Raw genomic sequence first — 26,777 nt, 5'->3', positions numbered from 1 at the left:
ATCAGGCTCCTTGAGCTTTGGGCGAGGTCTCTGTGGCCGGGCTCAGAGGTTCGGAGACCGACCCCCCGGAAGGCACAGCGGCGGCTGAGTCCCCGCCCTTGCCGCCACGCACACAGCTGCGCAGCAGTTCGTGCCAACGCGGACGTTTGCGTGGCGGTACGTGATCCACGCCGCCGGGTGACCACGGATTGCACCGCAGGATGCGCCAAGCGGTCAGCGCCGTTCCCTTGATGGCACCGTGCCGGTCGATCGCCGTATATCCGTAGTGGGAACACGACGGGTAGTAACGGCAGACAGGCCCGAGAAGTGGGCTGATCGTCCACTGGTACAGCTTGATCAGAGCCAGCAGCGGGTACTTCATCGCGCGCCCCCTCCCAGCAGCCGCTCCAGGGCGGCATCCAGGTCTCGGGCCAGCTGTGCATGGTCGGCGTCGCCCGATCCGGGCAGCGCTCGTACGACAACAAGGCTACCGGGGGGCAGCTGAGCCAGCCGGTCACGGACCAGATGGCGAAGCCTGCGCTTCACCGCGGTGCGGACGACCGCTCCGCCCACTGCTTTGCTGACAACGAAACCCGCACGTGACGGGGGAGCACTCTCCCCCGTCACGTGCGGGTCCGTTACACCGCTGCGTAGATGGACGACCAGTAGCGGACGTCCGGCTCGACGTCCTCGTCGTACCGCGGTCGCGAAGTCCTCGCGCCGCCTCAGCCGATTCTCGGTAGGCAGCACGTCATGGACCTGTAAGCGATCAGGCGGACAGGCTGCTGCGGCCCTTGCCACGGCGGTTCGCGAGAATCGCACGGCCGGCACGGGTACGCATACGCAGCCGGAAGCCGTGGGTCTTGGCGCGACGACGGTTGTTCGGCTGGAAGGTGCGCTTGCTCACTCGGGGGCTCCAGAAATGATCGTGTGTTGGCGGGACATCGCCTGGCTGTCACCGTGCGCCCACGAGGAACTCGCGTAAACGCCTTAGTGCACCGCTTCACAATCACAGATCGTGATCTTTGCCCATCGGAGGCAGGCGGCAGCAGCCATCGACAACTCGACCTGGTCACGGTACGCGCGGCTGCGCCATTCGGTCAAACCGGCTGCGTGCCACCCCATGCTGTACACAGCCTGTGGACAACAACTTGAACCGCGCGGGTCGGCCTGACTACCGTGGCTGAACTCCGGTTCTTTTCCTTCCCACCTGCCGGGCCTCACCCGACCCGACCCATCCCGTCCCGAGAAGCACACATTCGTGGGACATGCGAGAGAGCGTGCCTTGTGGCTGACGTACCTGCCGATCTTGCCGCAGTGTGGCCACGAGTGCTGGAACAACTCCTCGGAGAGGGCCAGCAGGGCATCGAGCCGAAGGACAAGCAGTGGATCGAGCGCTGCCAGCCGCTGGCACTCGTCGCCGACACCGCACTGCTGGCCGTCCCCAACGAGTGGGGCAAGCGTGTCCTGGAGGGCCGGCTCGCGCCGCTCATCAGCGAGACGCTCACCCGTGAGTGCGGCCGCCCGATCCGGATCGCGATCACGGTCGACGACTCCGCGGCCGAGCCGCCCACCCCGCCCGCACCCCCCATGCACCAGCCCCACCAGGCTCAGCAGTCCCACCGCTACCAGGGACCGCAGCGCGACGAGGCCCCGCACCACGACGCCTACGACGGATACGGTCACCGGCCCTCCGACGACGGCATGCCGACGGCTCGTCCCGCCTACCCGGACTACCAGCAGCAGCGCCCCGAGCCCGGTGCCTGGCCCCGTGCGCAGGAGGACCTGTCCTGGCAGCCGCGGCACGGCGGGTACCAGGACCGCGACCCCTACGCGAGCCCACGGCCCCAGCAGCACGACTACCGGCCGCAGCAGCCCGAGCACCAGGGCTACGAACAGCAGCGTGACGGGCGCGACCGCCACGACCTGCAGGACCAGCAGCTCCAGCACCGGCAGGGCGGTCCCGGCACCGGCCGTGCCGGCGGCGGGCCGATGGGTGCGCCGTCGCCCTCGGCGCCCGGCCCCGGCGAGCCGCATGCCCGGCTGAATCCGAAGTACCTCTTCGACACCTTCGTCATCGGCGCGTCCAACCGCTTCGCGCACGCCGCGGCCGTCGCCGTCGCCGAGGCACCCGCGAAGGCGTACAACCCCCTGTTCATCTACGGGGAGTCCGGGCTCGGCAAGACCCACCTGCTCCATGCCATCGGGCACTACGCGCGCAGCCTCTACCCGGGCACCCGGGTCCGGTACGTGAGCTCCGAGGAGTTCACCAACGAGTTCATCAACTCGATCCGGGACGGCAAGGGCGACACCTTCCGCAAGCGGTACCGCGACGTGGACATCCTCCTGGTCGACGACATCCAGTTCCTGGCGAGCAAGGAGTCGACACAGGAGGAGTTCTTCCACACCTTCAATACGCTCCACAACGCCAACAAGCAGATCGTGCTGTCCTCCGACCGGCCGCCGAAGCAGCTGGTGACTCTGGAGGACCGGCTTCGGAACCGGTTCGAGTGGGGCCTCACCACCGACGTGCAGCCACCCGAGCTGGAGACGCGTATCGCGATCCTCCGCAAGAAGGCCGTGCAGGAGCAGCTCAACGCCCCGCCGGAGGTGCTCGAGTTCATCGCCTCCCGGATCTCGCGCAACATCCGCGAGCTCGAGGGCGCGCTCATCCGCGTCACCGCCTTCGCCAGCCTGAACCGGCAGCCCGTGGACCTCGGGCTGACCGAGATCGTGCTCAAGGACCTGATCCCGGGCGGAGAGGACTCCGCCCCCGAGATCACGGCGCCGGCCATCATGGCGGCGACCGCCGACTACTTCGGGCTGACGGTCGAGGATCTCTGCGGATCCTCGCGCAGCCGCGTCCTGGTGACGGCACGCCAGATCGCCATGTACCTGTGCCGCGAGCTGACGGATCTCTCCCTGCCCAAGATCGGCGCGCAGTTCGGCGGGCGCGACCATACGACGGTGATGCACGCCGACCGGAAGATCCGTGCGCTCATGGCGGAGCGGCGCTCCATCTACAACCAGGTCACCGAGCTCACCAACCGCATCAAGAACGGCTGACGGGCCGGAACGGCCGAACCCCGCGCGGCGCACCTCAGGCGCCTCCGAGGACTTCCACGAGTCCTCGGAGGCGCCTTCTGCTTCCCCCGGCGTCCCTGGGAGCGCCGTCCGGCCTCCTCGAATCGAGGCCGTCCACGGGCCTCCAGGACGTCCGGGCGGCCTCCGCGGGCTCCCTCCGGGCACAGGCGGCCCGTCATGAGGCACGGCGGCTGTTCGAATACCGGCCTCGACAGGTCCCTTCTCCACAGATGGGCGAGGAATCGGGCGTCCACAGCCTGGGGACCCAGAAGTTGTCCAGATTGCATCCACAGGCACGGCTGCCGATACTCCATCAGGCCAGGTCACATGCCTGGGGATTTGTGGTCAACAACAATCCACAGCCTGTGGACAAATATTTGGTCCACAGGGGTCCGTCGGCGTTGTCCACCGGCGGCCCACAGGATGGACCGGGTTGTCCCCAGCTTTTCCCTGGTTCCCCACAGGACTGTCCACTGTTCGGCAACCCAACACCCGCTTTCACTGTCGAGAGTGAAAGGCGTCACACCAGGACACTTGATTGAGCTGTGGGGAACCTGGGTAAAGCTGGGGACAGCCCTGGGGAGAAGTAACCCCCGCCTGTGCATCGGGTGTGCAGAACTTTCGTGTGTCCACAGAAGCGCCTGGTTGTCCACCGGTGTCACCCACAGGGTCGGTGGATAAAAAACGGCTGCTGACCTGCACAGATGACGTTATCCACGGTTTCCACAGGGCCTACTACTACTACCACTCAGAGTTAGCCAGGAATCCGCTTCGAAGTGGGGCCTGTGCACAACTTGAGTGGCGAGCTCCGCGGACCGCTTGGCACGACTTGACCCCGAGCAGCAACGAGTGTCGGTGCCGTACGTCAGACTGGACCCCGGCGGCCTCCCAGCTCTTCGGCAGGGAGACCCCGACCAGACGACGAAGGCCGGCAGGGCGAGCGAGCAACAGCAGGAGGCGGTTCCGGTGAAGATCCGGGTGGAGCGCGATGTACTGGCGGAGGCGGTGGCCTGGGTGGCCCGCAGCCTCCCGGCCCGTCCGCCGGCGCCCGTTCTTGCGGGGCTTCTGCTGAAGGCCGAGGACGGCGCCCTCAGCTTCTCGAGCTTCGACTACGAGGTCTCGGCCAAGGTCTCGGTGGACGCCGAGGTCGAGGAGGACGGCACGGTGCTGGTCTCCGGCCGGCTGCTCGCCGACATCTGCCGCGCCCTTCCCAACCGCCCGGTGGAGATTTCCACGGACGGTGTACGGGCCACGGTGGTCTGCGGTTCCTCGCGGTTCACCCTCCACACCCTGCCCGTGGAGGAGTACCCGGCGCTGCCGCAGATGCCCACCGCGACGGGCACCGTCCCCGGTGAGGTCTTCGCCTCCGCCGCCGCCCAGGTCGCCATCGCGGCCGGCCGCGACGACACGCTGCCCGTCCTGACGGGTGTCCGGATCGAGATCGAGGGCGACACGGTCACCCTCGCCTCCACCGACCGCTACCGCTTCGCGGTCCGTGAGTTCCGGTGGAAGCCGGAGAACCCGGACGCCTCGGCCGTGGCCCTGGTGCCCGCCAAGACGCTCCTGGACACCGCCAAGGCGCTGACCAGCGGTGACACGGTGACCCTCGCGCTGTCGGGAGCCGGTGCCGGTGAGGGGCTGATCGGTTTCGAGGGTGCGGGCCGCCGTACGACGACGCGTCTGCTCGAGGGCGACCTGCCGAAGTACCGCACGCTCTTCCCCACCGAGTTCAACTCGGTGGCGGTCATCGAGACCGCCCCCTTCGTCGAGGCCGTCAAGCGTGTGGCCCTGGTCGCCGAGCGGAACACCCCGGTGCGGCTCAGCTTCGAGCAGGGTGTGCTGATCCTGGAGGCCGGTTCCAGCGACGACGCACAGGCTGTGGAGCGCGTCGACGCGGTGCTGGACGGCGACGACATCTCGATCGCCTTCAACCCGACCTTCCTGCTGGACGGGCTCAGCGCGATCGACTCCCCGGTCGCCCAGCTCTCCTTCACGACGTCCACCAAGCCGGCCCTCCTCAGTGGCCGTCCCGCGGTCGACGCCGAGGCGGACGACGCGTACAAGTACCTGATCATGCCGGTCCGGCTCTCGGGCTGATCCGGCGGTCGCTTCCTTTCACGGCAGTTCCGGCGGGCTCGCTCAGTGCCGAGCAGGCCCGCCGCGCTGTCCCCTGCCGGGCGTAGGCTCGGTCCTGGGTACGAATCGGCACAACGCTTAAGGAATCTCTGATGGAGCTCGGTCTCGTCGGCCTCGGCAAGATGGGCGGCAACATGCGTGAGCGCATCCGCCGCGCAGGCCACACCGTCATCGGTTACGACCGCAACCCGGACCTCGCGGATGTCCACAGCCTCGAAGAGCTTGTGGGCAAGCTCAAGGGTCCGCGCGTCGTGTGGGTGATGGTTCCGGCGGGCGCCGCGACCCAGTCCACCATCGACGAGCTGGCCGAGCTGCTCTCCCCGGGCGACATCGTCGTCGACGGTGGGAACTCCCGCTGGACGGACGACGAGAAGCACGCCGTCGAGCTGGGCATCAAGGGCATCGGTTTCGTCGACTGCGGTGTCTCCGGTGGTGTCTGGGGCCTGGAGAACGGCTACGCCCTGATGTACGGCGGCGCCCCCGAGAACGTCGCGAAGGTCCAGCCGGTCTTCGACGCGCTGAAGCCCGAAGGTGACTTCGGTTCCGTCCACGCGGGCAAGGTCGGTGCCGGCCACTTCGCGAAGATGGTCCACAACGGCATCGAGTACGCCATGATGCAGGCCTACGCCGAGGGCTGGGAGCTGCTGGAGAAGGTCGACTCCGTCACGGACGTGCGCGAGGTCTTCCGTTCCTGGCAGGAGGGCACGGTCATCCGTTCCTGGCTGCTCGACCTGGCGGTCAACGCGCTGGACGACGACGAGCACCTCGACAAGCTGCGCGGCTTCGCCGCGGACTCCGGCGAGGGCCGGTGGACGGTCGAGGCCGCCATCGACAACGCGGTTCCGCTGCCGGCGATCACCGCGTCCCTGTTCGCGCGCTTCGCCTCGCGTCAGGACGACTCCCCGCAGATGAAGATGATCGCCGCACTGCGCAACCAGTTCGGCGGCCACGCGGTCGAGAACAAGAAGTAAGTCGGAGCACCACGAAGTCGGGAAGGTCGGCGAACATGCACGTCACGCATCTCTCGCTGGCCGACTTCCGCTCGTACGCCCGGGTCGAGGTCCCTCTCGAGCCGGGCGTCACCGCGTTCGTGGGCGCCAACGGCCAGGGCAAGACCAATCTGGTCGAGGCGGTCGGCTATCTCGCGACGCTCGGCAGCCATCGGGTGTCGTCCGACGCCCCGCTGGTGCGGATGGGCGCCGAGCGTGCCGTCCTGCGGGCCGCGGTCACGCAGGGCGAACGGTCCCAGCTGATCGAGCTGGAGCTCAACCCGGGCCGTGCCAACCGGGCCCGTATCAACAGGTCCTCGCACGTCAGACCGCGTGACGTCCTGGGGATCGTACGGACGGTGCTGTTCGCCCCCGAGGACCTGGCCCTGGTGAAGGGCGACCCGGGTGAGCGCAGGCGCTTCCTGGACGAGCTGATCACGGCGCGTTCGCCGCGGATGGCGGGTGTCCGATCCGACTACGAACGGGTGCTGAAGCAACGCAACACCCTGCTCAAGTCCGCGGCGATGGCACGTCGGCACGGCGGCCGGTCGATGGACCTGTCCACACTGGATGTGTGGGACCAGCATCTGGGCCGCGTGGGCGCGGAGCTGCTCGCACAGCGGCTGGACCTGGTCGCGACGCTGCAGCCGCTGGCGGACAAGGCGTACGCGGACGTCGCTCCCGGCGGTGGCCCGGTCACGCTGGAGTACCGCAGCTCGGTGGGCGGGGACGTGGAGCCCGCGCGCACCCGCGAGGAGCTGTACGAGCAGGTGATGGCGGCGCTCGCCGGGGCACGCAAGCAGGAGATCGAGCGGGGCGTGACGCTGGTCGGCCCGCACCGTGACGATCTGGTGCTCGGGCTGCGCGGAATGCCGGCCAAGGGATACGCGAGCCACGGCGAGTCCTGGTCGTACGCGTTGGCGCTGCGGCTGGCCTCGTACGATCTGCTGCGCTCCGAGGGCAACGAGCCGGTGCTCGTGCTGGACGACGTGTTCGCCGAGCTTGACGCGCGCCGCCGTGAACGGCTGGCGGAGCTGGTGGCGCCGGGCGAGCAGGTGCTGGTGACGGCCGCGGTGGACGACGACGTCCCGGGGGTGCTGGCGGGCGCACGCTACGCCGTGTCCGCGGGGGCGGTGGAGCTGCTGTGAGCGCTCCGGGAGAGGGCCTCGAGCCGGCGGACCCGGTGACCGGAGCGGCGAAGCTTCCCGAGGCGTCGGGCGTCGACCTCGCGCGGGTGGCACTGCGTGCGGCGAAGGAGCAGGCCCGGGCGCGGGGCGCCGCGGTCCAGCAGAAGAATCAGGCCAGGCGGGGGGGCGGTCTGCGGTCCGGGGCGCGGTCCGACGGGCGTGATCCGTTGCCCCTGGGGTCGGCGATCAACCGGCTGATCACCGAGCGCGGCTGGGAGACCCCGGCGGCGGTGGGCGGCGTGATGGGCCGGTGGCCGCAGATCGTCGGGGACGATCTGGCCAAGCACTGTGTGCCGCTGCGGTACGACGAGGATCCGGCCGAGCGGGTCCTGACGGTGCAGTGCGATTCGACGGCGTGGGCGACGCAGCTGCGGCTGCTGGCGCCGCAGCTGGTGGCCCGGCTGAACACCGACCTGGGGCACGGCACGGTGCGCATGATCAAGGTGCTGGGTCCGGGAGGTCCGCAGCGCAGGTTCGGTCCGCTGCGGTCCCCCGGGAGCAGGGGTCCCGGCGACACCTACGGCTGAGCAGGCCTTTTGCCGTTCCGCGACCGCGTGGGCGTTCAGCCCCCGGGGTGTACCGGATGTGCTCCACGTCCCTCTCTGTCCCGTTTCGGGGCCGCACCGGCGCTGCCTGTGTGCAGGGGTATGTGGCGTTTCGTTCCGGACCATGGGGGTGAGGCGTCCCTCACCGTAGCGGGAGGTTGACAGGCCGAAGCGCTCAATGCCCTCGTGAGCCTCTCAGAGCCCCATCCTGAATATGGGGAGTCGTCAGCCGCTCATTCAGGGCGGCACATGCGGACTCAGGTACCGGCAAACACCCATTCATGTCGGCGCTACCGGTAGACTGATGGACAATCCCGCTTCCGTGCGGGAGTCGTCGATACAAGCCGAACGACGCAGCCGCTCCCGCCTGTCCGGAGAACGGCCTGTGCTGTGCCAGAAAGGGCGCTTCGTGGCCGATTCCGGCAACCCCAACGAGAACAACCCGTCCGCAGCCGGTGAGCACGGCGCGGTCACCGCCTCGTACGACGCCAGCGCCATCACGGTCCTCGAGGGCCTGGACGCGGTCCGCAAGCGACCCGGTATGTACATCGGTTCCACCGGTGAGCGCGGCCTCCACCACCTCGTGCAAGAGGTTGTCGACAACTCGGTCGACGAGGCGATGGCCGGTCACGCGGACACCATCGATGTCACGATCCTCGCCGACGGCGGGGTGCGCGTGGTCGACAACGGCCGTGGCATCCCGGTCGACATCGTGCCGTCCGAAGGCAAGCCGGCCGTCGAGGTCGTCCTGACGGTCCTGCACGCCGGCGGCAAGTTCGGCGGGGGCGGCTACGCCGTCTCCGGCGGTCTGCACGGTGTCGGTGTGTCCGTCGTCAACGCCCTCTCCACCCGGGTGTCCGTCGAGGTCAGGCGGGACGGCTACCGCTGGACCCAGGACTACAAGCTCGGTGTCCCGACCGCACCGCTGGCCCGTCACGAGGCCACCGACGAGTCCGGTACGACCGTCACCTTCTGGGCCGACGCGGACATCTTCGAGACCACCGAGTACTCCTTCGAGACCCTTTCGCGCCGCTTCCAGGAGATGGCGTTCCTCAACAAGGGCCTCACCCTCAAGCTCACGGACGAGCGCGAGTCGGCGAAGGCGACGGCGGGCGCGGACAGCGCCGAGGTGGTCGAGGTTCCCGACGAGGAGCCGACCCGGACGGTCACGTACCACTACGAGGACGGCATCGTCGACTTCGTGAAGTACCTGAACTCCCGTAAGGGCGACGTCATTCACCGGTCGGTGATCGACATCGAGGCCGAGGACAAGGAGCGACTCCTCTCGGCCGAGATCGCGATGCAGTGGAACACGCAGTACACGGAGGGGGTCTACTCCTTCGCCAACGCGATCCACACGCACGAGGGCGGTACGCACGAGGAGGGCTTCCGTGCGGCGCTGACCTCCCTGGTCAACCGGTACGCGCGCGACAAGAAGCTGCTGCGCGAGAAGGACGACAACCTCACGGGCGAGGACGTCCGCGAGGGCCTGACGGCGATCATCTCGGTGAAGCTGGGCGAGCCGCAGTTCGAGGGCCAGACGAAGACCAAGCTGGGCAACACGGAGGCCAAGACCTTCGTGCAGAAGGTCGTCCACGAGCAGCTCACGGACTGGTTCGACCGCAATCCCAACGAGGCCGCCGACATCATCCGCAAGGGCATCGCGGCTTCCACGGCGCGTGTGGCGGCCCGCAAGGCGCGTGACCTGACCCGGCGCAAGGGGCTGCTGGAGAGCGCCTCGCTGCCCGGCAAGCTGAGCGACTGCCAGTCGAACGACCCCACCAAGTGCGAGATCTTCATCGTCGAGGGTGACTCCGCCGGTGGTTCGGCGAAGTCCGGCCGCAACCCGATGTACCAGGCGATCCTGCCCATCCGAGGCAAGATCCTGAACGTCGAGAAGGCCAGGATCGACAAGATCCTGCAGAACACCGAGGTGCAGGCGCTGATCTCGGCCTTCGGTACCGGGGTCCACGAGGACTTCGACATCGAGAAGCTCCGCTATCACAAGATCATTCTGATGGCGGACGCCGATGTCGACGGCCAGCACATCAACACGCTGCTGCTGACGTTCCTGTTCCGGTTCATGCGGCCGCTGGTCGAGTCCGGACACGTGTACCTCTCCCGCCCGCCGCTCTACAAGATCAAGTGGGGCCGGGACGACTTCGAGTACGCGTACTCCGACCGGGAGCGCGACGCCCTGGTGGAGCTCGGCAAGCAGAACGGCAAGCGGATCAAGGAAGACTCGATCCAGCGCTTCAAGGGTCTCGGCGAGATGAACGCCGAGGAGCTGCGCATCACGACCATGGACGTCGACCACCGTGTGCTCGGCCAGGTCACGCTGGACGACGCGGCGCAGGCCGACGACCTGTTCTCGGTGCTGATGGGTGAGGACGTCGAGGCGCGGCGCTCGTTCATCCAGCGCAACGCCAAGGACGTCCGCTTCCTCGACATCTGAGTCGGCCGTACAAGCAAGCCGCAGCTCGAAAGGACTTTGACCAGCAATGGCCGACGAGATCACCCCTGTGACACCTGAAGAGGAGCCCGCCGCCGCGGGTGTGGGCATGCGTGTCGAGCCCGTGGGGCTCGAGACGGAGATGCAGCGCTCCTACCTCGACTACGCGATGTCCGTCATCGTGTCGCGTGCCCTGCCCGACGTGCGGGACGGCCTGAAGCCCGTCCACCGCCGGGTGCTGTACGCGATGTACGACGGCGGCTACCGGCCCGAGAAGGGCTTCTACAAGTGCGCCCGTGTCGTCGGTGACGTCATGGGTACGTACCACCCGCACGGCGACTCCTCGATCTACGACGCGCTCGTGCGACTGGCGCAGCACTGGTCGATGCGCATGCCGCTGGTGGACTCCAACGGCAACTTCGGTTCCCCGGGCAACGACCCGGCCGCCGCGATGCGGTACACCGAGTGCAAGATGATGCCGCTGTCCATGGAGATGGTCCGGGACATCGACGAGGAGACCGTCGATTTCAAGGACAACTACGACGGCCGCAACCAGGAGCCGGTGGTTCTCCCGGCGCGCTTCCCGAACCTGCTGATCAATGGTTCGGCGGGCATCGCGGTCGGGATGGCCACGAACATCCCGCCGCACAACCTGCGCGAGGTCGCGGCCGGTGCGCAGTGGTACCTGGAGCACCCGGAGGCTTCGCACGAGGAGCTCCTGGACGCGCTGCTCGAACGCATCAAGGGCCCGGACTTCCCGACGGGCGCGCTCGTCGTGGGCCGTAAGGGCATCGAGGACGCGTACCGCACCGGTCGTGGCTCCATCACGATGCGCGCGGTCGTGGCGGTCGAGGAGATCCAGGGCCGGCAGTGCCTGGTGGTCACTGAGCTTCCGTACCAGACCAACCCCGACAACCTCGCGCAGAAGATCGCCGACCTGGTGAAGGACGGCAAGGTCGGCGGCATCGCGGACGTCCGTGACGAGACGTCCTCGCGCACCGGCCAGCGTCTGGTGGTCGTGCTGAAGCGTGACGCGGTCGCCAAGGTCGTCCTGAACAACCTGTACAAGCACACCGATCTGCAGACGAACTTCGGCGCGAACATGCTGGCGCTCGTCGACGGGGTGCCGCGCACGCTCTCGATCGACGCGTTCATCCGGCACTGGGTGACGCACCAGATCGAGGTCATCGTCCGGCGCACGAAGTTCCGGCTGCGCAAGGCCGAGGAGCGGGCGCACATTCTGCGGGGCCTGCTCAAGGCGCTGGACGCGATCGACGAGGTCATCGCGCTCATCCGTCGCAGCAACACCGTGGAGATCGCGCGTGAGGGCCTGATGGGCCTTCTGGAGATCGACGAGATCCAGGCGAACGCGATCCTGGAGATGCAGCTGCGCCGGCTGGCCGCGCTGGAGCACCAGAAGATCACCGCCGAGCACGACGAGCTCCAGGCGAAGATCAACGAGTACAACGCGATCCTGGTGTCGCCCGAGCGGCAGCGGCAGATCGTCAGCGAGGAGCTGGCGGCGATCGTCGAGAAGTTCGGCGACGACCGGCGTTCCAAGCTGGTGCCCTTCGACGGTGACATGTCCATCGAGGACCTCATCGCCGAGGAGGACATCGTCGTCACGATTTCCCGCGGCGGCTATGTGAAGCGCACGAAGACGGACGACTACCGCTCGCAGAAGCGTGGCGGCAAGGGCGTGCGCGGGACGAAGCTCAGGGAAGACGACATCGTCGACCACTTCTTCGTGTCGACGACGCACCACTGGCTGTTGTTCTTCACGAACAAGGGCCGGGTGTACCGGGCGAAGGCCTACGAGCTGCCGGACGCCGGCCGGGACGCGCGCGGTCAGCACGTCGCGAACCTGCTGGCCTTCCAGCCGGACGAACAGATCGCGCAGATCCTGGCGATCCGTGACTACGAGGCGGCGCCCTATCTGATCCTGGCCACCAAGGGCGGTCTGGTGAAGAAGACATCGCTCAAGGACTACGACTCGCCGCGTTCCGGGGGTGTCATCGCGATCAACCTCCGGGAGACGGAGAGCGGCGCGGACGACGAGCTCATCGGTGCGGAGCTGGTGTCGGCGGAGGACGACCTGCTGCTCATCAGCAGGAAGGCCCAGTCGATCAGGTTCACTGCGACGGACGACGCGCTGCGCCCGATGGGCCGTGCCACTTCGGGTGTGAAGGGCATGAGCTTCCGCGAGGGCGACGAGCTGCTCTCGATGAATGTTGTCCGTCCCGGTACGTTCGTGTTCACTGCCACCGACGGCGGGTACGCGAAGCGGACCGTTGTCGACGAGTACCGCGTCCAGGGTCGTGGCGGTCTGGGTATCAAGGCCGCGAAGATCGTGGAGGACCGGGGATCGCTCGTCGGCGCGCTGGTGGTGGAGGAGACGGACGAGATCCTCGCCATCACGCTCGGCGGCGGCGTGATTCGTACGCGAGTCAATGAAGTCAGGGAGACGGGCCGTGACACCATGGGCGTCCAACTGATCAATCTGGGCAAGCGCGATGCCGTCGTCGGCATTGCGCGCAACGCCGAGGCCGGTCGCGAGGCCGAAGAGGTCGACGGGACCGACGAGGCCGAAGGCAACACGGTCGAGGCCCATGCCGAGAACGTGGTCGAGGGCACAGTCGAGGGCACGGAGCCTTCGGCCGGGGAGCACGAGGAGTAAAGCGTGAGTGGAGCCACGGGCGCCGGTTCGGCCGCTTCCGGAGCTGGAGCGAACGGTGCCCGTGGCCCTGCCACGGACTCCCAAGGGGGCACTGTGACAGACACTCGGGGACCTCAGCCCCAGTACGAGGGGTACGCGACCGGGCCGTTGCCCGGTGAGCGTGAGCCCGCAACGGGCCAGGCGGGGCCCTACCACCCGCCTCAGGCGTACCCGTCCCCCGCGGGCGGTACGCGGGGTGGCGGCACGGAGGGCGGAGCACAGGGCATGGGCGGCGTACAGGCGACCCGGCTGCCCCGGACGGGGGCTCGGACCACTCCGCGCACCCGTAAGGCGCGGCTGCGGGTGGCGAAGGCCGATCCGTGGTCGGTGATGAAGGTCAGCTTCCTGCTGTCCATCGCACTCGGCATCTGCACGGTGGTGGCATCCGCGGTCCTGTGGATGGTGATGGACGCGATGGGCGTCTTCGACACCGTGGGCGGCACGATCAGCGAGGCCACCGGCTCGAACGAGAGCAACGGCTTCGATCTGCAGTCGTTCCTGTCGCTGCCGCGCGTCCTCATCTTCACCTCGGTCATCGCGGTGGTCGATGTGGTGCTGGCCACCGCGCTGGCCACGCTGGGCGCGTTCATCTACAACTTGTCGGCCGGCTTCGTGGGCGGCGTCGAGCTCACTCTGGCCGAGGACGAGTAGGACGCCGGGTATCGATTTTGGGACTGGCCCCGACGTGCGCTAATCTTCAGAAGTCAGCGCACAGCGCGGCGGGGCTATAGCTCAGTTGGTTAGAGCGCATCCCTGATAAGGATGAGGCCACAGGTTCAAATCCTGTTAGCCCCACCAGCACGAAGGCCCCCAGTCTTTACGGACTGGGGGCCTTCGGCATGTACGGGGGGGTTCTGTGTGCCGGCCGCGTGCGTGGGGCTCTTCGGTTCGTACGGAGGCCGGAGCCGTCGGGCTCCCGTCGTGCCCCCGCCTTTGCCGCCGTTCCCCGGTGTGTGCCCGGTACCCGCCCCTGAGGGCGTTTCAGTGGCGGTACGGGGGCATGGAGAAGGCCCCTGCCGGTGTGAGCCGGACCAGGGGCCCTGTGTGTCGGCTGAGGCGTTCTCAGGGCGCTCAGGGCGGCAGTGGGGACGAGTCCCCGGCCGGTGTGCCGCCGTGGGTGGAGCGGGTGCTGTTCGTGGCGTGCGAGGCGTCGGTCGTGTCGGCGGACAGTTGCCGGGTGGCCGGTGAGGAGCCGTGTGCCTCGGCGCGGATGCGCTGCTTCATCGTGGGTGGCAGCGCCCTGTCACGCGGAAGGGTCCATCGCACCGACGGAGTGGTCGCGGTTGCCGCGGTCGCACCCGTGTGCTCCTGGCTCGTGCTCGCCGGCTCCGCGGCCGTGGCCTGGGCGGTGGCGAGGCCCAGCGACGCCAGAAGTGCGAAGAAGGCGGTGATGAAGGCGGTCCAGATGCCCTTGACCTTGAAGGCGCTCATGGCCCCTCACTTTCGGGTGGTCCTGTTTGCTTACCTTTCCGATGATGTGGAGATGACCGCCGGATTCCGGGACCGACGCCCCCGCTGCGCCGATCTTCCGATGAACACCACTCGTATGGTTCAACCGGCCCGGACGAGCTGTTCCGGGGGTGGGCGGCGCCTCCCGCGAGGGCCCGATCGAGGCGCCGGTGAGGTCCCGGGGAGGTCACCGAACGGTATCGGTCGGTGTGTATAGTCGGGCGGCAGAAGTCCCTTACGTCAAGGAAAGACGAGGTCGCGCGGTGAAGAAGCTTCTCCTGGTCGCACTGGCCGCCATCGGCGGGCTCCTCGTGTACCGCCAGATCCAGGCGGATCGCGCCGAGCAGGATCTGTGGACGGAGGCGACCGACTCCGTGCCCGCAGGTTCGGGTGTGTGAGACGGAACAGTCTGTTATGAGCCCCGGTCGCTGAGCGGCCGGGGCTTCTCGCTGTCCGGGCCGGGTCCCTGCTGCGGGACCATGACGGCCGTGCCCGTTAATTCGCCTCAGCAAATCATTGAGTTGCGTAAGCAAAGAATCTGGAGTCGTGGGCCGAGCGGGCCTCCGTGAGGTCACGGCCGAGTGGGGGGAGCCGTCGCCGTACGGGGCGACAGGGCGCGTGCGGACGGCACCGCGACGCACCGGACGCCGCTGTCCTCGCCGGGCGGGCGCGGAGGCCGGCGCAACTCTCCACAGCCGGATGACGGTTGATGGGCGACCGGATCGAAGGATGGGTCACCGCGGCCCGGTCGACGCCATCCGTCCCGGGCGGTACCTGGACACCGCCGGGCCTGGTGAGAAGCGGTACCACGCCCTGGACCTCGGCGCCGGTCCGCCGGAGGCCTCTCGGCGACCGCGGTCCCGCAGTGCGGAGCGCCGGTACGGGAGAGGGAAAGGGACGGTGCGAAGCGGGGCAATAGCCGTGATCCGGCTGTGGCCGCAGACAGCAGTGCTACGGGCGGGGCAGGATGGACCGGCATCGCGACCGCTGCCGGAGCGGGCGCAGTGGCCGCATGATCGCGGGGCTCGTGTCCGTACGCAGCCGCCGCGGGGCCGGCACGCAGACGACGAGGGGAAGCGCGTGGACAGGCAGCGCAACAGGGGCCGGGTGACGCTGGCGTCGCTCGCGGCGATGTGCGCGGTGGCGGTGCTGCCGGGACAGGCGCATGCGGCCGGCGGCCCCGGGTCCTACACCTTCGACCCCGTGGCGACGGTGGTCCCGGGCGCGGAGACGAACGCCGACGCGTCCGAGCTGAAGCCCGGAGCGGTCTACAAGAGCTCCATCAAGGCGGACGAGAAGCTCTACTACCGCCTGGAGCTCGACGACAGGACCAATGCGTACGTGTCCGCGGTGGTCGTGCCGAGGACGGCCGGACAGGTCGCCTACGGGGACGGCATCACGATCAGCATCAGGGATCTCGACGACTCCCGGTGCAGCTCCGAGGACGCGATCTTCGAGGCCGCGGAGTTCCCGCGCCCGATCGCCGCCTACGCGCACCGCACCGTGGAGAAGGACAGCACCACGTGCAGCGCGGCCGGCACCTACAACGTGCTGATCGAGCGGGAGAGCAAGGCCACATCGGCTTCGGACGCGTGGGACCTGGAGCTGCGGTTCGAGACGGAACCGTCGCTCAAGGACGGTGACACACCTCCGACCGAGGCGCCGGAGAACTGGCCCTCCTCCTCGCCGACTCCGCCCTCCGGCAAGCAGAAGCGGACCGGTGGCAGCGGTTACTACGACGCCACCAGCCTGGAGTCCGGCGAGTGGGTGGACACCGTCGCACCCGGACAGACCCGCTTCTACCGGGTTCCGGTGGACTGGGACCAGCAGATCTTCGCGACGGCCGCGCTCAGCAACAACAACAAGTCGACGGAGTTCCTCGGCAACGCCCTGGCGGTGTCGCTGGACAACCCGGCGCACGGCCATGTCGACGACGCGACGCTGTCGTACGCCGGCAAGCCGACCTCCGTATCCCTGGATCCGCTGCCGCCGGTGGCGTACGAGAACCGCTACGACTCGGCCTCGGCCGTCAGCGCCATGCGCTTCGCCGGCTGGTACTACCTGTCGGTGACGCTGAGCCCGGAGGTCGCGGAGCACTACGGGGACACGCCCATCGGGCTGACCCTCAAGGTCAACGTGCTCAACGACGCCGGGCCGACGCCCTACCAGGGGGAGGCGGGCGTCTTCGGAGTCACCGACGACGACAGGGACATGGCCAGGAACGGACAGAGCGCGCCCGCGGCCGGCAAGAGCGACACGATGGAGATGGTGGCCGTGGCGGGGATCGGCACGGGTGCCGTGCTGGTCCTCGGACTCGGGGTGTGGACGCTGCTGGCCAGGCGCCGGCCCGTCCCCGCCGACGTGCCGCCGGGCGCGGGCGGTCAGCCGCCGTTCGGGCCGCCCCAGGCCTGGTAGCCCGCACGGCGGACCGCGCCGGTCAGGTCTGGGTCAGTGCCCAGATGCCGACCGCGAAGCAGACCAGAGCCACGAACAGCACCGGGATCGCCACCTTCGGGGGCGGTCCCGGGCGCGTTCGGTGGGACGCCTGCGCGGGCTCCGCACCGGCATGCGGAGCCCGCGGGTGCGGAGCCGTGTAGGCGCGGGTGGGTGCCGGTCCGTGCCGCACCGCTGCGGTGGGGGCCTGGGCGAGGTCCGGTGCGGCAGCGGAGAGGGGCGGGGCCGCGTGCGCCGGGGCGGGGGCGGGCGGGGTCTGCCGCAGCGGTGCGGACTGCGGGGGCGGAGCGATATGGAAGCTGCCCGTCTCCGACATCGAGGCCTGCGGCGTGTAGGGCTGCTGCCCGGCACCCTGGGGCTGCTGTGGCGCCTGGGGCATCTGTGTGCCACCAAGGGGCTGTACGGGCGCCCGCTGGGCCTGTACGGGGCCGTCGGGGCCGAATCCGGCGGGCAGGGGGCCGATCTGGTCGAAGACCTCCACCGACTCCTCGTCCGGACCGGGATCCGGCAGCATCTCTACGGCGGCCGTCAGGGCCTTGCGCGCACCCGTGGCCGTCCGGAAACGGGCTTGCGGGTCCGGCTGCAGCAGTCCCGCGAGCACCTGCCACAGCGGCTCCGGCACACCCTCGGGGGCACCCGGGGTGCCGTGCGCGACGAAGTGCGTGATGAGCGCCCGGGCGTCGGGCTTCCGGCCCCGCAGCAGATACAGCGCGACGAGACCGACGGCGAACAGGTCTGCGGGGAAGTCGGGTTCGGCCCCCATCATCTGCTCGGGAGCGAAGTAACCGGGCGTACCCACCACGTAGTTGGTCTCGGTCAGACGCGGCTCGCCCTTGCGCATCGAGATGCCGAAGTCGGAGAGCCGAAGGTGTGGCCGGCCCGTTCCGGTGGCCTCCATCAGGATGTTGGCCGGCTTGATGTCACGGTGCACGACGCCCTCGGCGTGCACCGTGGACAGCCCGGACAGCAGCTGGTCCAGCAGGAGGCAGACGAAACGCGGGGGCAGCGGTCCGTAGTCGCCGATGACATGGGCCAGCGATCCGCCGCTGACCAGGTCCATCGTGAACAGGACCTTGTCGTCGTCGGCCGCCCAGCTGGCGGGAGCGAGGACGTGCGGGTGCTCGATCCGCAGTGCCTGCTCGCGGACGAAGCGCAGCAGCGTGTGCGCATCGCTCTGCTGCAGGACCTTGGCCGCCACATACCTGCGGCGCCGGTGGTCCCAGGCACGCCAGACGGCGCCGACCCCACCCCGTCCGATCGGATCGATCAGCTCGTACCGACCGGCGAATACCTCACCCATTGCGCTGCGCCCGCTCCCCGTCTCCAGTTTCGGCTCGTGCCCCGGCCGTCGGGACACCTACTGCCGGGCTCCCGTCGGCAGGACTCCGGCAACCGGGACCGCTCTAGCTCTGGTGGCCTTCGTAGTGCGCGACCGCGTCCGCGGTGCGCCCCGCTCCGTACACCCTGAGGAACTCTGCCAGTTCGGGGTGGGTCGGGGCGAGGGAGTCCGCGGCGTCGATGATGTCGCCTGCGGCGGCGACCGAACGCAGCAGCGACTGGATCTCACGGACCACGCGCCGGACCGTGGGCGCCCCGCCGGTGGCGGACGTCTGGCCGGTGCCGGTCAGGACCGAACCGCCCTGGGACTTCTTGATCTCTTCCATCCGGTCGGTGGCCTCTCCCGCGCTGGCACTGCCGTCCGACACCTGTCCGGCGAGTTCCTGAAGGGCCTGGACGCGCTGGACGACCGCGGGATTGCCGATCTTGGCCCGCTGGCCGCTCATCAGCTGGGACAGCATGGGCGCGGACAGCCCGAGCACCGCCGCGAGCCGGGCCTGGTTCAGGCCGAGATCGTCGATCAGCCTGCGGAAGAGCGCCCCCAGCGGCTCCCCGTACCAGCTGCGCTGGAGCTCCCGGGCTCTAGCCGTCGCCTCTTGCTGCGCTGCGTCCATTGCGTCTCCCCTTCGCTGCGGCTTCGCTGCTGCGAACCTCGTCGTGCATCTTACGGAGAGCCGTTGCGGACCGGGAGTCCCAATCCTTTTGCAAGATTCAGGGGGGCACCCGGTACTCTGTTCTGCGACGGACGTCGAGGCACGGATGTATCCGGTGCTGTCGGCTTTTCCGGGGGCCTTAGCTCAGTTGGTAGAGCGCTGCCTTTGCAAGGCAGATGTCAGGAGTTCGAATCTCCTAGGCTCCACAGTCAAACGCCCCTGGCCTGCGTATCAGCAGGTCAGGGGCGTTTTCTTGTGCATGGGGCAGGTGGGGTCCGGGATCCGTTCCGAGGCCGGAGGCGACGGGGCGGGAGAGCTCGGCCGGTTCCGTGAGGGGGACGAGGAGGGCGCCGGAAGACGGTTGGGTCTCCCGGCGCCCCGGTCGTACGCCGTATCCGGTATGCCGTGCGCTCAGTGGCGCTCGTCGCGGTCGGTTTCCTCCGAGGTGCCCGTCCCGGCTTCGTCCTCGTCCTGCTTGACGCGGACCTCCGGGTCGAGCACGGTCGGGCCGCTGCCGTCGACCGAGGTCAGAGGAGCACGGTCGTCGGCCACCTCGGTGGGCGCCGGGGGCTCGACCAGCCAGTCGGGGTTGGCCTGCTTGTCCCACCACTTCCAGGCGGCGAACGCGGCTCCCGCCAGAGTGCCGAGGACGAATACCCCCTTGGCCAGGCGGCCGGCCCTGGCACGACGCTCGTGCTTCCTGACGAGCTTCTGGATCTCCTTGGCCGTCACCTGACCACGCAGCGCGGCCAGTGCGGCGGTGCTGCGGGCGGTGGCCTCCTCGGCCAGGGGCTGAGCCGCCGCCACCGCGTGTTCGACGCGCGGCACGGTGTAGTCGGCGGCGCTCCTGGCGGCCCGACGCGTGCGGACGGCGGCGCGCTGCGCCGCCTCGTCGACCTTGGGGGGCACATGGGTGCGTGCCTGTTCGATGCGGGGCGCGAGGTACGCGCCGTACTGGACTCGAGCCTGCGCGGCTGCCTTCGACACCTTGGGCGCGAGCAGTGCGCGAGCCTCCTGCGCGTAGTGCGCGGCCTGTTCCTTGGCCGTGTCGGCGTAGGGCGCCACCACTTCCGCGGCGTGCTGCGCGTTGTCCTTCGCCGAGTAGGTTGCGGCGCGCACGCTGTCGATGCGGGTCACGGGATCCTCCTCCTTGGTGGCGGGTAGGTACTCCGCCTATCCACCCAATTCGAAATCATGCCTGCTGAGGGATTGAGCGCCAGATGGGACGGGCATCCGGGTCACGAACGGCATTATCGGGGCAATGCGGTGCAAGGGGAGCGTGTCGACGACGATGCCACGGTTCGCGTCGGTGCGCGCCACGGCGCCGCGCACATGGCCGCATGTGTCCCGCAGGAAGTGTGGGAAAGGTGCGGGAAAGCGGTCAGCGAGGTGAGTGCCGTCCTCACCGGGGCGGTGACCGAGGGGCGGAGGGGGTGCTCCGTGCGAGGATCGGTGCTCGTCAGGGAAGACTCACGGAAGGCAGATCGTGGCCGAGCAGCTGTACGCCACCTTGAAGACCAGCCAGGGCGACATCGAGATCCGGCTTCTGCCGAACCACGCGCCCAAGACGGTCAGGAACTTCGTCGAGCTCGCCCAGGGTGAGCGTGAGTGGACCAACCCGGCAACCGGTGAGAAGTCCTCGGACAGGCTGTACGACGGCACTGTCTTCCACCGCGTCATCAGCGGCTTCATGATCCAGGGGGGCGACCCGCTGGGTAACGGTACGGGCGGCCCGGGGTACGAGTTCGGCGACGAGTTCCACCCGGACCTGGCCTTCACCAAGCCGTACCTGCTGGCCATGGCCAACGCGGGTCCGGGTACCAACGGCTCGCAGTTCTTCCTGACGGTGTCGCCCACGGCGTGGCTGACCGGTAAGCACACGATCTTCGGTGAGGTCGCGGACGAGGCGGGCAGGAAGGTTGTGGACACCATCGCGGCGACCGCGACCAACCCGCGTACGGACCGACCGCTGCAGGACGTGGTGATCGAGTCGGTCGTCATCGAGACCCGCTGACTCCCGCTCTTTCGGCACGGGGCTCCGACAGCACCCGCGCCGGTCGTCATCGGGCCCCGGCGCCGGCCTGAGTCCGGGAACCTACCGCCCTGTTCGTCCGTACTGTTACATAACGGGCGAGCGGGGCGGACGCAGGTGCGCCGCCTCCACGGACGAGGACCGAAGGGGCCGTGACCGATGGAGCAGCAGCCGCCGAAAGACCGGGACGGGTCCGCGGCCGCGGACGGTCCGGCCACGTGCTACAGGCATCCGGGCCGGGAGACGGGGATCCGCTGCGTCCGGTGCGAGCGGCCGATCTGCACCGACTGCATGATCGACGCCTCGGTCGGCTTCCAGTGCCCGGACTGCGTCCGGGAGGGTTCCGGTACGGGGCACCATCCGGCGGCGAGCCGGCCGCGCACCCTGGCGGGCGGCGCCGTGGCGGGCGATCCGAGGCTGGTCACCAAGATCCTGCTCGGGCTCAATCTCGCGGTGTTCGTCGCCGTCTCGGTGGCCGGGCGCCCGCTGATCGACGATCTGCTGCTGTTCGGCCGCGCCTATCCGGGGAATCAGCCGTCCGGCCTCGAAGGAGTGGCCGAGGGCCAGTGGTACCGGCTGCTGACGTCGGTGTTCCTGCACCAGGAGGTGTGGCACATCGCCTTCAACATGCTCGGTCTGTGGTGGCTCGGCGGGCCGCTGGAGGCCGCCCTGGGCCGGGTCCGCTATCTGCTGCTCTACGTGCTGTCGGGGCTCGCGGGCAGCGCCCTCACGTACTGGATCTCCGATCCGGCGCAGGGCTCGCTCGGCGCTTCCGGTGCCGTCTTCGGTCTGCTGGGAGCCACAGCGGTTCTGATGCGCCGGATGAACTACGACATGAGGCCGCTGATCGCGCTCCTCGTGGTGAACCTGATCTTCACCTTCAACCCGTGGGGCTCCATCGCCTGGCAGGCGCACATCGGCGGGCTGGTCGCGGGCACCCTGATCGCGATCGCGATGGTGCACGCGCCGCGCGAGCGCCGGAACCTCGTGCAGTACGGGACCTGTGCGCTCGTCCTGCTGGTGGTCGTGGTGGTCGTCCTCGCCAGGACCGCAGCCCTCACCTGAGCGGAATCCGGTGCTCCGGGGTCAGAGTTGTCCACAGAGGGTGCCGGATCTTGTGCATGGCGTGGGGAACAGTTGTGCCCCTTGTCGCTGAACTGGGTTTCTCCAGTCAGGACAAGGGGCGTACCGTCCGGCGATGCGAGAGTGTGCAGTCATACCGGCGTCAACTTCGACGGAAGTTATCCACAGATCGTCTGACCTTTTCCCCTGTCTGTGGATAACTTTGTGGGTAACTCAGGGCAGAGGTGTGCGCAGGGCTACTTCCACTGCGTGGAGACGCCGAAGCCGCCGGCGATGAATCCGAAGCCCACCACGATGTTCCAGTTACCCAGGGCATCGATCGGCAGATCGCCCTCGGTCACGTAGAAGACCACGATCCAGGCCAGACCGATGAGGAAGAGCGCCAGCATCACCGGCGCCACCCAACTTCGGTTGGTCAGCTTTATGTTGGTGGACTGCCTCTCCGGAGGAGGCGTGAAGTCTGCCTTCTTGCGGATACGTGACTTCGGCACGAGGGACTCTCCTGTCGATGCGCTGCGTGACCGCGCAGGGATCTGTGGCTGGCGCCGGGGCGCAAGGGGGAATGCTGCCTCCCCGGGGCGTCCGTTAGCGTAGTGCTTCCGTGGCGCCTAAGGAGATAAGGGTACGTTGAGCAATTCCGCCGACTCTCCCCAGCATCCGGCCAGGCGCGTGTCCCGGTGGCCGGTCCAGAGCCTCACCGCTGCTGTTTTCGCGCTGGCCGGACTCATTTTCGTCACCAGCGCCAACACTGCCAAGGGTACGGACATCCGTACCGACTCCTCCCTGCTGAAGCTCTCCGACCTCATCCAGCAGCGCAGCGAGAACAACGCGGAACTGGACGAATCGACCGCTTCCGTGCGAGCGGACATCGACGCGCTCGCCCGGCGTGACGACGGGAGCACCAGGGCGGAGGACGCCGAGCTCGACGCGCTGGAGAAGGCCGCGGGTACGACGGAACTCACCGGTGAGGCCGTCGGCGTCACCCTGAACGACGCCCCGCCGAATGCCACCGCGAACCCCGGCTACCCCGAACCGCAGCCCAATGACCTGGTCATCCACCAGCAGGATCTGCAGGCCGTCGTGAACGCCCTCTGGGAGGGCGGGGCCCGCGGGATCCAGGTGATGGACCAGCGGCTGATCTCGACGAGCGCGGTGCGCTGCGTCGGCAACACGCTGATCCTGCAGGGCCGCGTGTACTCACCGCCGTACAAGGTCACCGCTGTCGGCGACCAGGGCAAGCTCAAGCAGGCGCTCAAGGACTCCACGGCGATCCAGAACTACCAGCTGTACGTGAAGGCGTACGGGCTGGGCTGGAAGGTCGACGAGGACGACGAACTGACGCTTCCCGGCTACTCGGGCACGGTGGACCTCCATTACGCGGAGCCGGTCCAGTAGCCCTCCGGTCAGGCCTGCCCGTGCCGGAACCACGCTTCGGACCGCGGTTTTCCACAGTCGGCCCACGCGTGTGACCGACGGCGGGGCTGCGGCTTTCCACAGCTGACCCACGCCTGAGCCCCGGCCCTTTAGTCTGGTGCCGTACCGAATGGAGGCGACAGCATGTACGGCTGGATCTGGCGGCATCTGCCGGGCAACACATGGGTGCGGGGCATCGTCTCGCTGGTGCTCGTCCTGGCCGTTGTCTACGCGCTCTTCCAGTACGTCTTCCCCTGGGCGGAGCCGCTGCTCCCGTTCGGTGATGTGACGGTGGACGGCGAAGGCACCGACGGAGCGGAGGCCGGCCGGTGAGCGCACGCATTCTCGTCGTCGACAACTACGACAGCTTCGTCTTCAACCTGGTCCAGTACCTCTACCAGCTCGGCGCCGAGTGCGAAGTGGTGCGCAACGACGAGGTGACCACGGCACACGCCGAGGACGGGTTCGACGGGGTCCTGCTGTCGCCCGGGCCCGGCACGCCCGAGCAGGCCGGTGTCTGCATCGACATGGTGCACCACTGCGCGCGCATCGGTGTCCCCGTCTTCGGCGTCTGCCTGGGGATGCAGTCGATGGCCGTCGCGTACGGCGGTGTGGTGGACCGTGCGCCGGAGCTGCTGCACGGGAAGACCTCCCCCGTGCTGCACGAGGGCAAGGGCGTGTTCGCCGGTCTGCCGTCGCCGTTCACCGCGACGCGCTACCACTCGCTCGCAGCGGAACCGGCCACGGTCCCACCCGAGCTGGAGGTCACCGCCCGCACCGCCGACGGGATCATCATGGGGCTGCGCCACCGTGAACTGGCGGTCGAAGGCGTGCAGTTCCACCCGGAGTCGGTGCTCACGGAGCACGGCCACCTGATGCTCGCGAACTGGCTGGCCCAGTGCGGGTACACGGGGGCCGTCGCCAGGTCGGTGGGGCTCGCCCCGGTGGTGGGCAAGGCCGTGGCGTGACCGCACTCCGCCCCGAACCCGATGCCGGGCAGAACGGCCCGTACGCGCAGGGAGCGTACGGGGCGGACGGCCCGTTCGAGGCGGCGGTGGAGCAGCTCGCGGACCCGCTGAACGATCCCCTGCCGGGGCAGCACGCGTCGCCCTGGTTCCGGGTGGAGAACGCCCCGGCGGCCGGCCCGGCGCCCTCGGCGGCGCGGCAGGGGCCTGAGCGGCCCCAGGAGACCCCTGGAGAGTGGTACGAACCGGAGGGGTGCCAGAGGGACCGGTACGGGAACCAAGGGCTGGAACCGGCCTCTCAGCCGGTTTCTCCCCCGGCGACGGTCCTGGTGTCCGATCCGGTGTCCGGCTCCGCTGCCTCCGATCCCCGCGTCCAGGCTGCCCCTTCCCCGGTCGACGACACCGTCGCCCTGCGGACGGCGGACACACGACGCCTGTCGCAGCCCGGCGCTCCCGGGCTCTCCTCCGGTCCCGACCCCGTCGCCCCGGTGCCGGATGTCCCGACCGTCGCTCCGCCGACGGGCGGTCGGGCCGAGCGGCGACGAGCGGCCAAGGGCCGTGGGAAGCGGCGCGCCGAACCGCGGCGCACGACGGAGGCGGACACGGCGGAGCCCGCCGTCCCCATGTCGCGGCTGGAGGCCCGGCGCGCTGCCCGTGCGGCCAAGGACAGCCCGGCCGTCGTGGCCAGCCGGGTCATCGGCGAGGTGTTCATCACCTTCGGTGTGCTGATGCTGCTGTTCGTCACGTATCAGCTGTGGTGGACCAACGTCCGCGCCGACCGGATCGCCGGCCGGGAGACCCACAAGATCCAGGACGACTGGGCGAACGGCGAGCGCACACCGGGTGCCTTCGAGGCGGGCCAGGGCTTCGCCATCATGCACATCCCGAAGCTGGACGTGGTCGCGCCGATCGCCGAGGGCATCAACAAGGAGAAGGTCCTCGACCGCGGCATGATCGGCCACTACGCCGACGGCAAGCTGAAGACGGCCATGCCTTCGGCGAAGCAGGGGAACTTCGCGGTCGCGGGCCACCGCAACACCCACGGCGAACCGTTCCGCTACATCAACAAGCTGAAGCCCGGCGACCCGATCGTGGTCGAGACCCAGGACGCCTACTACACCTATGAGATGGCCGGCATCCTTCCGCAGACGTCGCCGTCCAACGTCTCGGTGATCAGTGCCGTGCCGGCGGGGTCCGGCTTCACCGGTCCGGGCAGGTACATCACGCTGACGACGTGTACGCCGGAATTCACGAGTACGTACCGAATGATCGTGTGGGGCAAGATGGTCGACGAACGGCCGCGCAGCGAGGGGAAGCCCGACGCGCTCATGGGCTGAACATCATCACGACAGGGACGGGTGCGGTGGCAGCGAGGACCGAGCACGAAGAGCGCGCCGCCGAGTCGGCGCCGCCGGTACGGCGCGGGAGCCGTCATCCCGTCGCGGCGGCCGTGAGCCTCTTCGGCGAGCTGCTGATCACCGTAGGCCTGGTGCTGGGCCTCTTCGTCGTCTACTCGCTGTGGTGGACCAATGTGCTCGCCGACCGCGAGGCCGAGAAGCAGGGCAACAGCGTCCGGGACCGCTGGGCGGGCGGTCCCGGTGCGCTGGACACGAAGAACGGCATCGGCTTCCTGCATGTGCCCGCGATGAGGAACGGCGAGGTGCTGGTCAAGAAGGGCACGGACCCCAAGACCCTCGACGACGGCATCGCCGGCTACTACACGGACCCCGTGAAATCGGCGCTGCCCTCCGACGAGCAGGGCAACTTCACGCTTGCCGCGCACCGGGACGGGCACGGCGCCAAGTTCCACCACATCGACAAGGTGAAGAAGGGTGACGCGGTCGTCTTCGAGACCAAGGACACCTGGTACGTCTACAAGGTCTACGCCCAGCTCCCGGAGACGTCCAAGTTCAACGTCGACGCGATCGCACCGGTGCCCAAGGAGTCGGGTGTGAAGAAGCCCGGCCGCTACATCACGCTGACCACGTGCACGCCGGTCTACACGTCGAAGTACCGCTACATCGTGTGGGGCGAGCTGGTCCGTACGGAGAAGGTCGACAGGGACCGCACGAAGCCCGCGGAGCTGCGCTGACTCTGCCGGGTCACGAGTCGCCCCGAGCCTTCCGGCGCCTACGACGCGGCGGTCCGGCCGCTGTTCCGGGTGCCGCATCCGGGCCTTTGGCAACGAGAGGGCCCCGGTCACCGTTGCTTGGGTTCAAGGGGTCGTTGCAACACCGCCTGGTTTTCAGGTGGTGAGTAGATCACGTAGACGCTCGGCTGGAGTACTCCAGCCGAGCGTCTT

Annotated in this window: 25 protein-coding genes and 2 tRNA genes; 19 read left to right on the top strand and 8 right to left on the bottom strand. The window is 68.7% G+C overall.

Annotated elements, in window-relative coordinates; genetic code table 11:
• Nucleotide 1 precedes the first annotated feature (1 nt).
• The 3 genes from yidD to rpmH are packed head-to-tail and all read right to left on the bottom strand — an operon-like array spanning nucleotide 2 to nucleotide 886.
• Nucleotides 2-361, bottom strand: coding sequence for a membrane protein insertion efficiency factor YidD (yidD, locus tag AB0F38_RS29555; protein ID WP_361899842.1), 360 nt, complete (start codon nucleotides 359-361; stop codon nucleotides 2-4).
• Complete coding sequence (gene rnpA / locus AB0F38_RS29550; protein ID WP_361899839.1) at nucleotides 358-729, bottom strand: ribonuclease P protein component; 372 nt, start codon at nucleotides 727-729, stop codon at nucleotides 358-360. Before rnpA ends, yidD begins: the two co-directional genes overlap by 4 nt.
• A gap of 19 nt (nucleotides 730-748) precedes the next feature.
• On the bottom strand, nucleotides 749-886 hold the full coding sequence (rpmH, locus tag AB0F38_RS29545; protein WP_003967884.1) for a 50S ribosomal protein L34: 138 nt from the start codon (nucleotides 884-886) through the stop codon (nucleotides 749-751).
• Between the two features lie 380 nt (nucleotides 887-1,266).
• On the opposite strand from rpmH, the gene dnaA reads away from it, so the two are divergent.
• The 9 genes from dnaA (at nucleotide 1,267) to AB0F38_RS29500 (ending at nucleotide 13,886) form a co-directional block, all read left to right on the top strand.
• On the top strand, nucleotides 1,267-3,045 hold the full coding sequence (dnaA, locus tag AB0F38_RS29540; RefSeq protein WP_361899835.1) for a chromosomal replication initiator protein DnaA: 1,779 nt from the start codon (nucleotides 1,267-1,269) through the stop codon (nucleotides 3,043-3,045).
• A 984-nt stretch (nucleotides 3,046-4,029) separates the two neighbouring features.
• Nucleotides 4,030-5,160, top strand: coding sequence for a DNA polymerase III subunit beta (gene dnaN / locus AB0F38_RS29535; protein WP_361899917.1), 1,131 nt, complete (start codon nucleotides 4,030-4,032; stop codon nucleotides 5,158-5,160).
• 131 nt (nucleotides 5,161-5,291) lie between these two features.
• Nucleotides 5,292-6,170 (top strand): phosphogluconate dehydrogenase (NAD(+)-dependent, decarboxylating), encoded by an 879-nt coding sequence (gnd, locus tag AB0F38_RS29530; RefSeq protein ID WP_361899832.1) that lies wholly within the window; start codon nucleotides 5,292-5,294, stop codon nucleotides 6,168-6,170.
• Nucleotides 6,171-6,205: 35 nt separating this feature from the next.
• Nucleotides 6,206-7,336 carry a DNA replication/repair protein RecF gene (gene recF, locus AB0F38_RS29525; RefSeq protein ID WP_361899829.1) on the top strand — a complete coding sequence of 377 codons (1,131 nt, stop codon included), beginning with the start codon at nucleotides 6,206-6,208 and terminating at the stop codon, nucleotides 7,334-7,336.
• Between the two features lie 35 nt (nucleotides 7,337-7,371).
• Nucleotides 7,372-7,902, top strand: a complete 531-nt coding sequence (locus tag AB0F38_RS29520; RefSeq protein ID WP_361899914.1) for a DciA family protein — start codon at nucleotides 7,372-7,374, stop codon at nucleotides 7,900-7,902.
• A 403-nt stretch (nucleotides 7,903-8,305) separates the two neighbouring features.
• Entirely contained in the window at nucleotides 8,306-10,375 is a 2,070-nt protein-coding gene (gyrB, locus tag AB0F38_RS29515) for a DNA topoisomerase (ATP-hydrolyzing) subunit B (protein ID WP_361899826.1), read from the top strand.
• A gap of 46 nt (nucleotides 10,376-10,421) precedes the next feature.
• Nucleotides 10,422-13,049 (top strand): DNA gyrase subunit A, encoded by a 2,628-nt coding sequence (gyrA, locus tag AB0F38_RS29510; RefSeq protein WP_361899823.1) that lies wholly within the window; start codon nucleotides 10,422-10,424, stop codon nucleotides 13,047-13,049.
• Between the two features lie 93 nt (nucleotides 13,050-13,142).
• Nucleotides 13,143-13,739 carry a DUF3566 domain-containing protein gene (locus AB0F38_RS29505; RefSeq protein WP_361899820.1) on the top strand — a complete coding sequence of 199 codons (597 nt, stop codon included), beginning with the start codon at nucleotides 13,143-13,145 and terminating at the stop codon, nucleotides 13,737-13,739.
• A gap of 70 nt (nucleotides 13,740-13,809) precedes the next feature.
• Nucleotides 13,810-13,886: transfer RNA gene (locus AB0F38_RS29500), tRNA-Ile, on the top strand.
• A 273-nt stretch (nucleotides 13,887-14,159) separates the two neighbouring features.
• Here the strand turns inward: AB0F38_RS29500 and AB0F38_RS29495 are convergent.
• Nucleotides 14,160-14,519, bottom strand: coding sequence for a DUF6344 domain-containing protein (locus tag AB0F38_RS29495; protein ID WP_361899817.1), 360 nt, complete (start codon nucleotides 14,517-14,519; stop codon nucleotides 14,160-14,162).
• Nucleotides 14,520-14,800: 281 nt separating this feature from the next.
• On the opposite strand from AB0F38_RS29495, the gene AB0F38_RS29490 reads away from it, so the two are divergent.
• Both AB0F38_RS29490 and AB0F38_RS29485 read left to right on the top strand, forming a co-directional pair.
• Nucleotides 14,801-14,935, top strand: a complete 135-nt coding sequence (locus AB0F38_RS29490; protein ID WP_003958712.1) for a DLW-39 family protein — start codon at nucleotides 14,801-14,803, stop codon at nucleotides 14,933-14,935.
• Nucleotides 14,936-15,617: 682 nt separating this feature from the next.
• On the top strand, nucleotides 15,618-16,952 hold the full coding sequence (locus AB0F38_RS29485) for a hypothetical protein (protein ID WP_361899814.1): 1,335 nt from the start codon (nucleotides 15,618-15,620) through the stop codon (nucleotides 16,950-16,952).
• Between the two features lie 22 nt (nucleotides 16,953-16,974).
• On the opposite strand, the gene AB0F38_RS29480 is transcribed toward AB0F38_RS29485, so the two are convergent.
• Together AB0F38_RS29480 and AB0F38_RS29475 are read right to left on the bottom strand one after the other, a co-directional pair.
• Nucleotides 16,975-18,291, bottom strand: coding sequence for a serine/threonine-protein kinase (locus AB0F38_RS29480; RefSeq protein WP_361899812.1), 1,317 nt, complete (start codon nucleotides 18,289-18,291; stop codon nucleotides 16,975-16,977).
• 103 nt (nucleotides 18,292-18,394) lie between these two features.
• Entirely contained in the window at nucleotides 18,395-18,943 is a 549-nt protein-coding gene (locus AB0F38_RS29475; protein WP_361899809.1) for a DNA-binding protein, read from the bottom strand.
• A gap of 172 nt (nucleotides 18,944-19,115) precedes the next feature.
• On the opposite strand from AB0F38_RS29475, the gene AB0F38_RS29470 reads away from it, so the two are divergent.
• Nucleotides 19,116-19,188, top strand: a tRNA-Ala gene (locus AB0F38_RS29470).
• A gap of 205 nt (nucleotides 19,189-19,393) precedes the next feature.
• Here the strand turns inward: AB0F38_RS29470 and AB0F38_RS29465 are convergent.
• Nucleotides 19,394-20,119, bottom strand: coding sequence for a DUF5324 family protein (locus AB0F38_RS29465; RefSeq protein ID WP_361899806.1), 726 nt, complete (start codon nucleotides 20,117-20,119; stop codon nucleotides 19,394-19,396).
• A gap of 349 nt (nucleotides 20,120-20,468) precedes the next feature.
• Here AB0F38_RS29465 and AB0F38_RS29460 point away from each other — a divergent pair, with 349 nt between their 5' ends.
• Together AB0F38_RS29460 and AB0F38_RS29455 are read left to right on the top strand one after the other, a co-directional pair.
• On the top strand, nucleotides 20,469-20,996 hold the full coding sequence (locus tag AB0F38_RS29460; protein WP_361899803.1) for a peptidylprolyl isomerase: 528 nt from the start codon (nucleotides 20,469-20,471) through the stop codon (nucleotides 20,994-20,996).
• 177 nt (nucleotides 20,997-21,173) lie between these two features.
• On the top strand, nucleotides 21,174-22,079 hold the full coding sequence (locus tag AB0F38_RS29455) for a rhomboid family intramembrane serine protease (protein ID WP_361899800.1): 906 nt from the start codon (nucleotides 21,174-21,176) through the stop codon (nucleotides 22,077-22,079).
• Nucleotides 22,080-22,333: 254 nt separating this feature from the next.
• Here the strand turns inward: AB0F38_RS29455 and crgA are convergent, their stop codons facing one another.
• Nucleotides 22,334-22,588: a cell division protein CrgA gene (gene crgA / locus AB0F38_RS29450; protein ID WP_056793179.1), complete on the bottom strand. Its 255-nt coding sequence runs from the start codon at nucleotides 22,586-22,588 to the stop codon at nucleotides 22,334-22,336.
• 136 nt (nucleotides 22,589-22,724) lie between these two features.
• Here crgA and AB0F38_RS29445 point away from each other — a divergent pair, with 136 nt between their 5' ends.
• From AB0F38_RS29445 to AB0F38_RS29425, 5 genes are all read left to right on the top strand, one after another.
• Nucleotides 22,725-23,492, top strand: coding sequence for a DUF881 domain-containing protein (locus tag AB0F38_RS29445; RefSeq protein ID WP_361899796.1), 768 nt, complete (start codon nucleotides 22,725-22,727; stop codon nucleotides 23,490-23,492).
• A 162-nt stretch (nucleotides 23,493-23,654) separates the two neighbouring features.
• Nucleotides 23,655-23,843 (top strand): hypothetical protein, encoded by a 189-nt coding sequence (locus AB0F38_RS29440; RefSeq protein WP_361899793.1) that lies wholly within the window; start codon nucleotides 23,655-23,657, stop codon nucleotides 23,841-23,843.
• The gene (locus AB0F38_RS29435) at nucleotides 23,840-24,478 is read left to right on the top strand and encodes an aminodeoxychorismate/anthranilate synthase component II (RefSeq protein WP_361899790.1); all 639 of its coding nucleotides are present in this window, start codon (nucleotides 23,840-23,842) and stop codon (nucleotides 24,476-24,478) included. Before AB0F38_RS29440 ends, AB0F38_RS29435 begins: the two co-directional genes overlap by 4 nt.
• Nucleotides 24,475-25,812 carry a class E sortase gene (locus AB0F38_RS29430; protein ID WP_361899786.1) on the top strand — a complete coding sequence of 446 codons (1,338 nt, stop codon included), beginning with the start codon at nucleotides 24,475-24,477 and terminating at the stop codon, nucleotides 25,810-25,812. The genes AB0F38_RS29435 and AB0F38_RS29430 overlap by 4 nt, the downstream gene beginning before the upstream one ends.
• Before the next feature lie 26 nt (nucleotides 25,813-25,838).
• The gene (locus tag AB0F38_RS29425; protein WP_361899784.1) at nucleotides 25,839-26,567 is read left to right on the top strand and encodes a class E sortase; all 729 of its coding nucleotides are present in this window, start codon (nucleotides 25,839-25,841) and stop codon (nucleotides 26,565-26,567) included.
• The last annotated feature ends 210 nt before the right edge of the window (nucleotides 26,568-26,777 follow it).

Source organism: Streptomyces sp. NPDC025273, assembly GCF_040638585.1.
In the GTDB taxonomy this organism is placed as follows: domain Bacteria; phylum Actinomycetota; class Actinomycetes; order Streptomycetales; family Streptomycetaceae; genus Streptomyces; species Streptomyces cinereorectus.
The sequence above is the reverse complement of the archived record's forward strand: the minus strand, read 5'-3'. Positions and strand labels throughout refer to the sequence as shown.

Excerpts from the sequence above, each read along its gene's own strand:
- AB0F38_RS29480 (WP_361899812.1), bottom strand. The coding sequence starts at position 18,291 with ATGGGTGAGGTATTCGCCGGTCGGTACGAGCTGATCGATCCGATCGGA.
- AB0F38_RS29455 (WP_361899800.1), top strand. The coding sequence starts at position 21,174 with ATGGAGCAGCAGCCGCCGAAAGACCGGGACGGGTCCGCGGCCGCGGAC.
- gnd (WP_361899832.1), top strand. The coding sequence starts at position 5,292 with ATGGAGCTCGGTCTCGTCGGCCTCGGCAAGATGGGCGGCAACATGCGT.
- AB0F38_RS29475 (WP_361899809.1), bottom strand. The coding sequence starts at position 18,943 with ATGGACGCAGCGCAGCAAGAGGCGACGGCTAGAGCCCGGGAGCTCCAG.
- yidD (WP_361899842.1), bottom strand. The coding sequence starts at position 361 with ATGAAGTACCCGCTGCTGGCTCTGATCAAGCTGTACCAGTGGACGATC.
- AB0F38_RS29495 (WP_361899817.1), bottom strand. The coding sequence starts at position 14,519 with ATGAGCGCCTTCAAGGTCAAGGGCATCTGGACCGCCTTCATCACCGCC.
- recF (WP_361899829.1), top strand. The coding sequence starts at position 6,206 with ATGCACGTCACGCATCTCTCGCTGGCCGACTTCCGCTCGTACGCCCGG.
- gyrA (WP_361899823.1), top strand. The coding sequence starts at position 10,422 with ATGGCCGACGAGATCACCCCTGTGACACCTGAAGAGGAGCCCGCCGCC.
- AB0F38_RS29440 (WP_361899793.1), top strand. The coding sequence starts at position 23,655 with ATGTACGGCTGGATCTGGCGGCATCTGCCGGGCAACACATGGGTGCGG.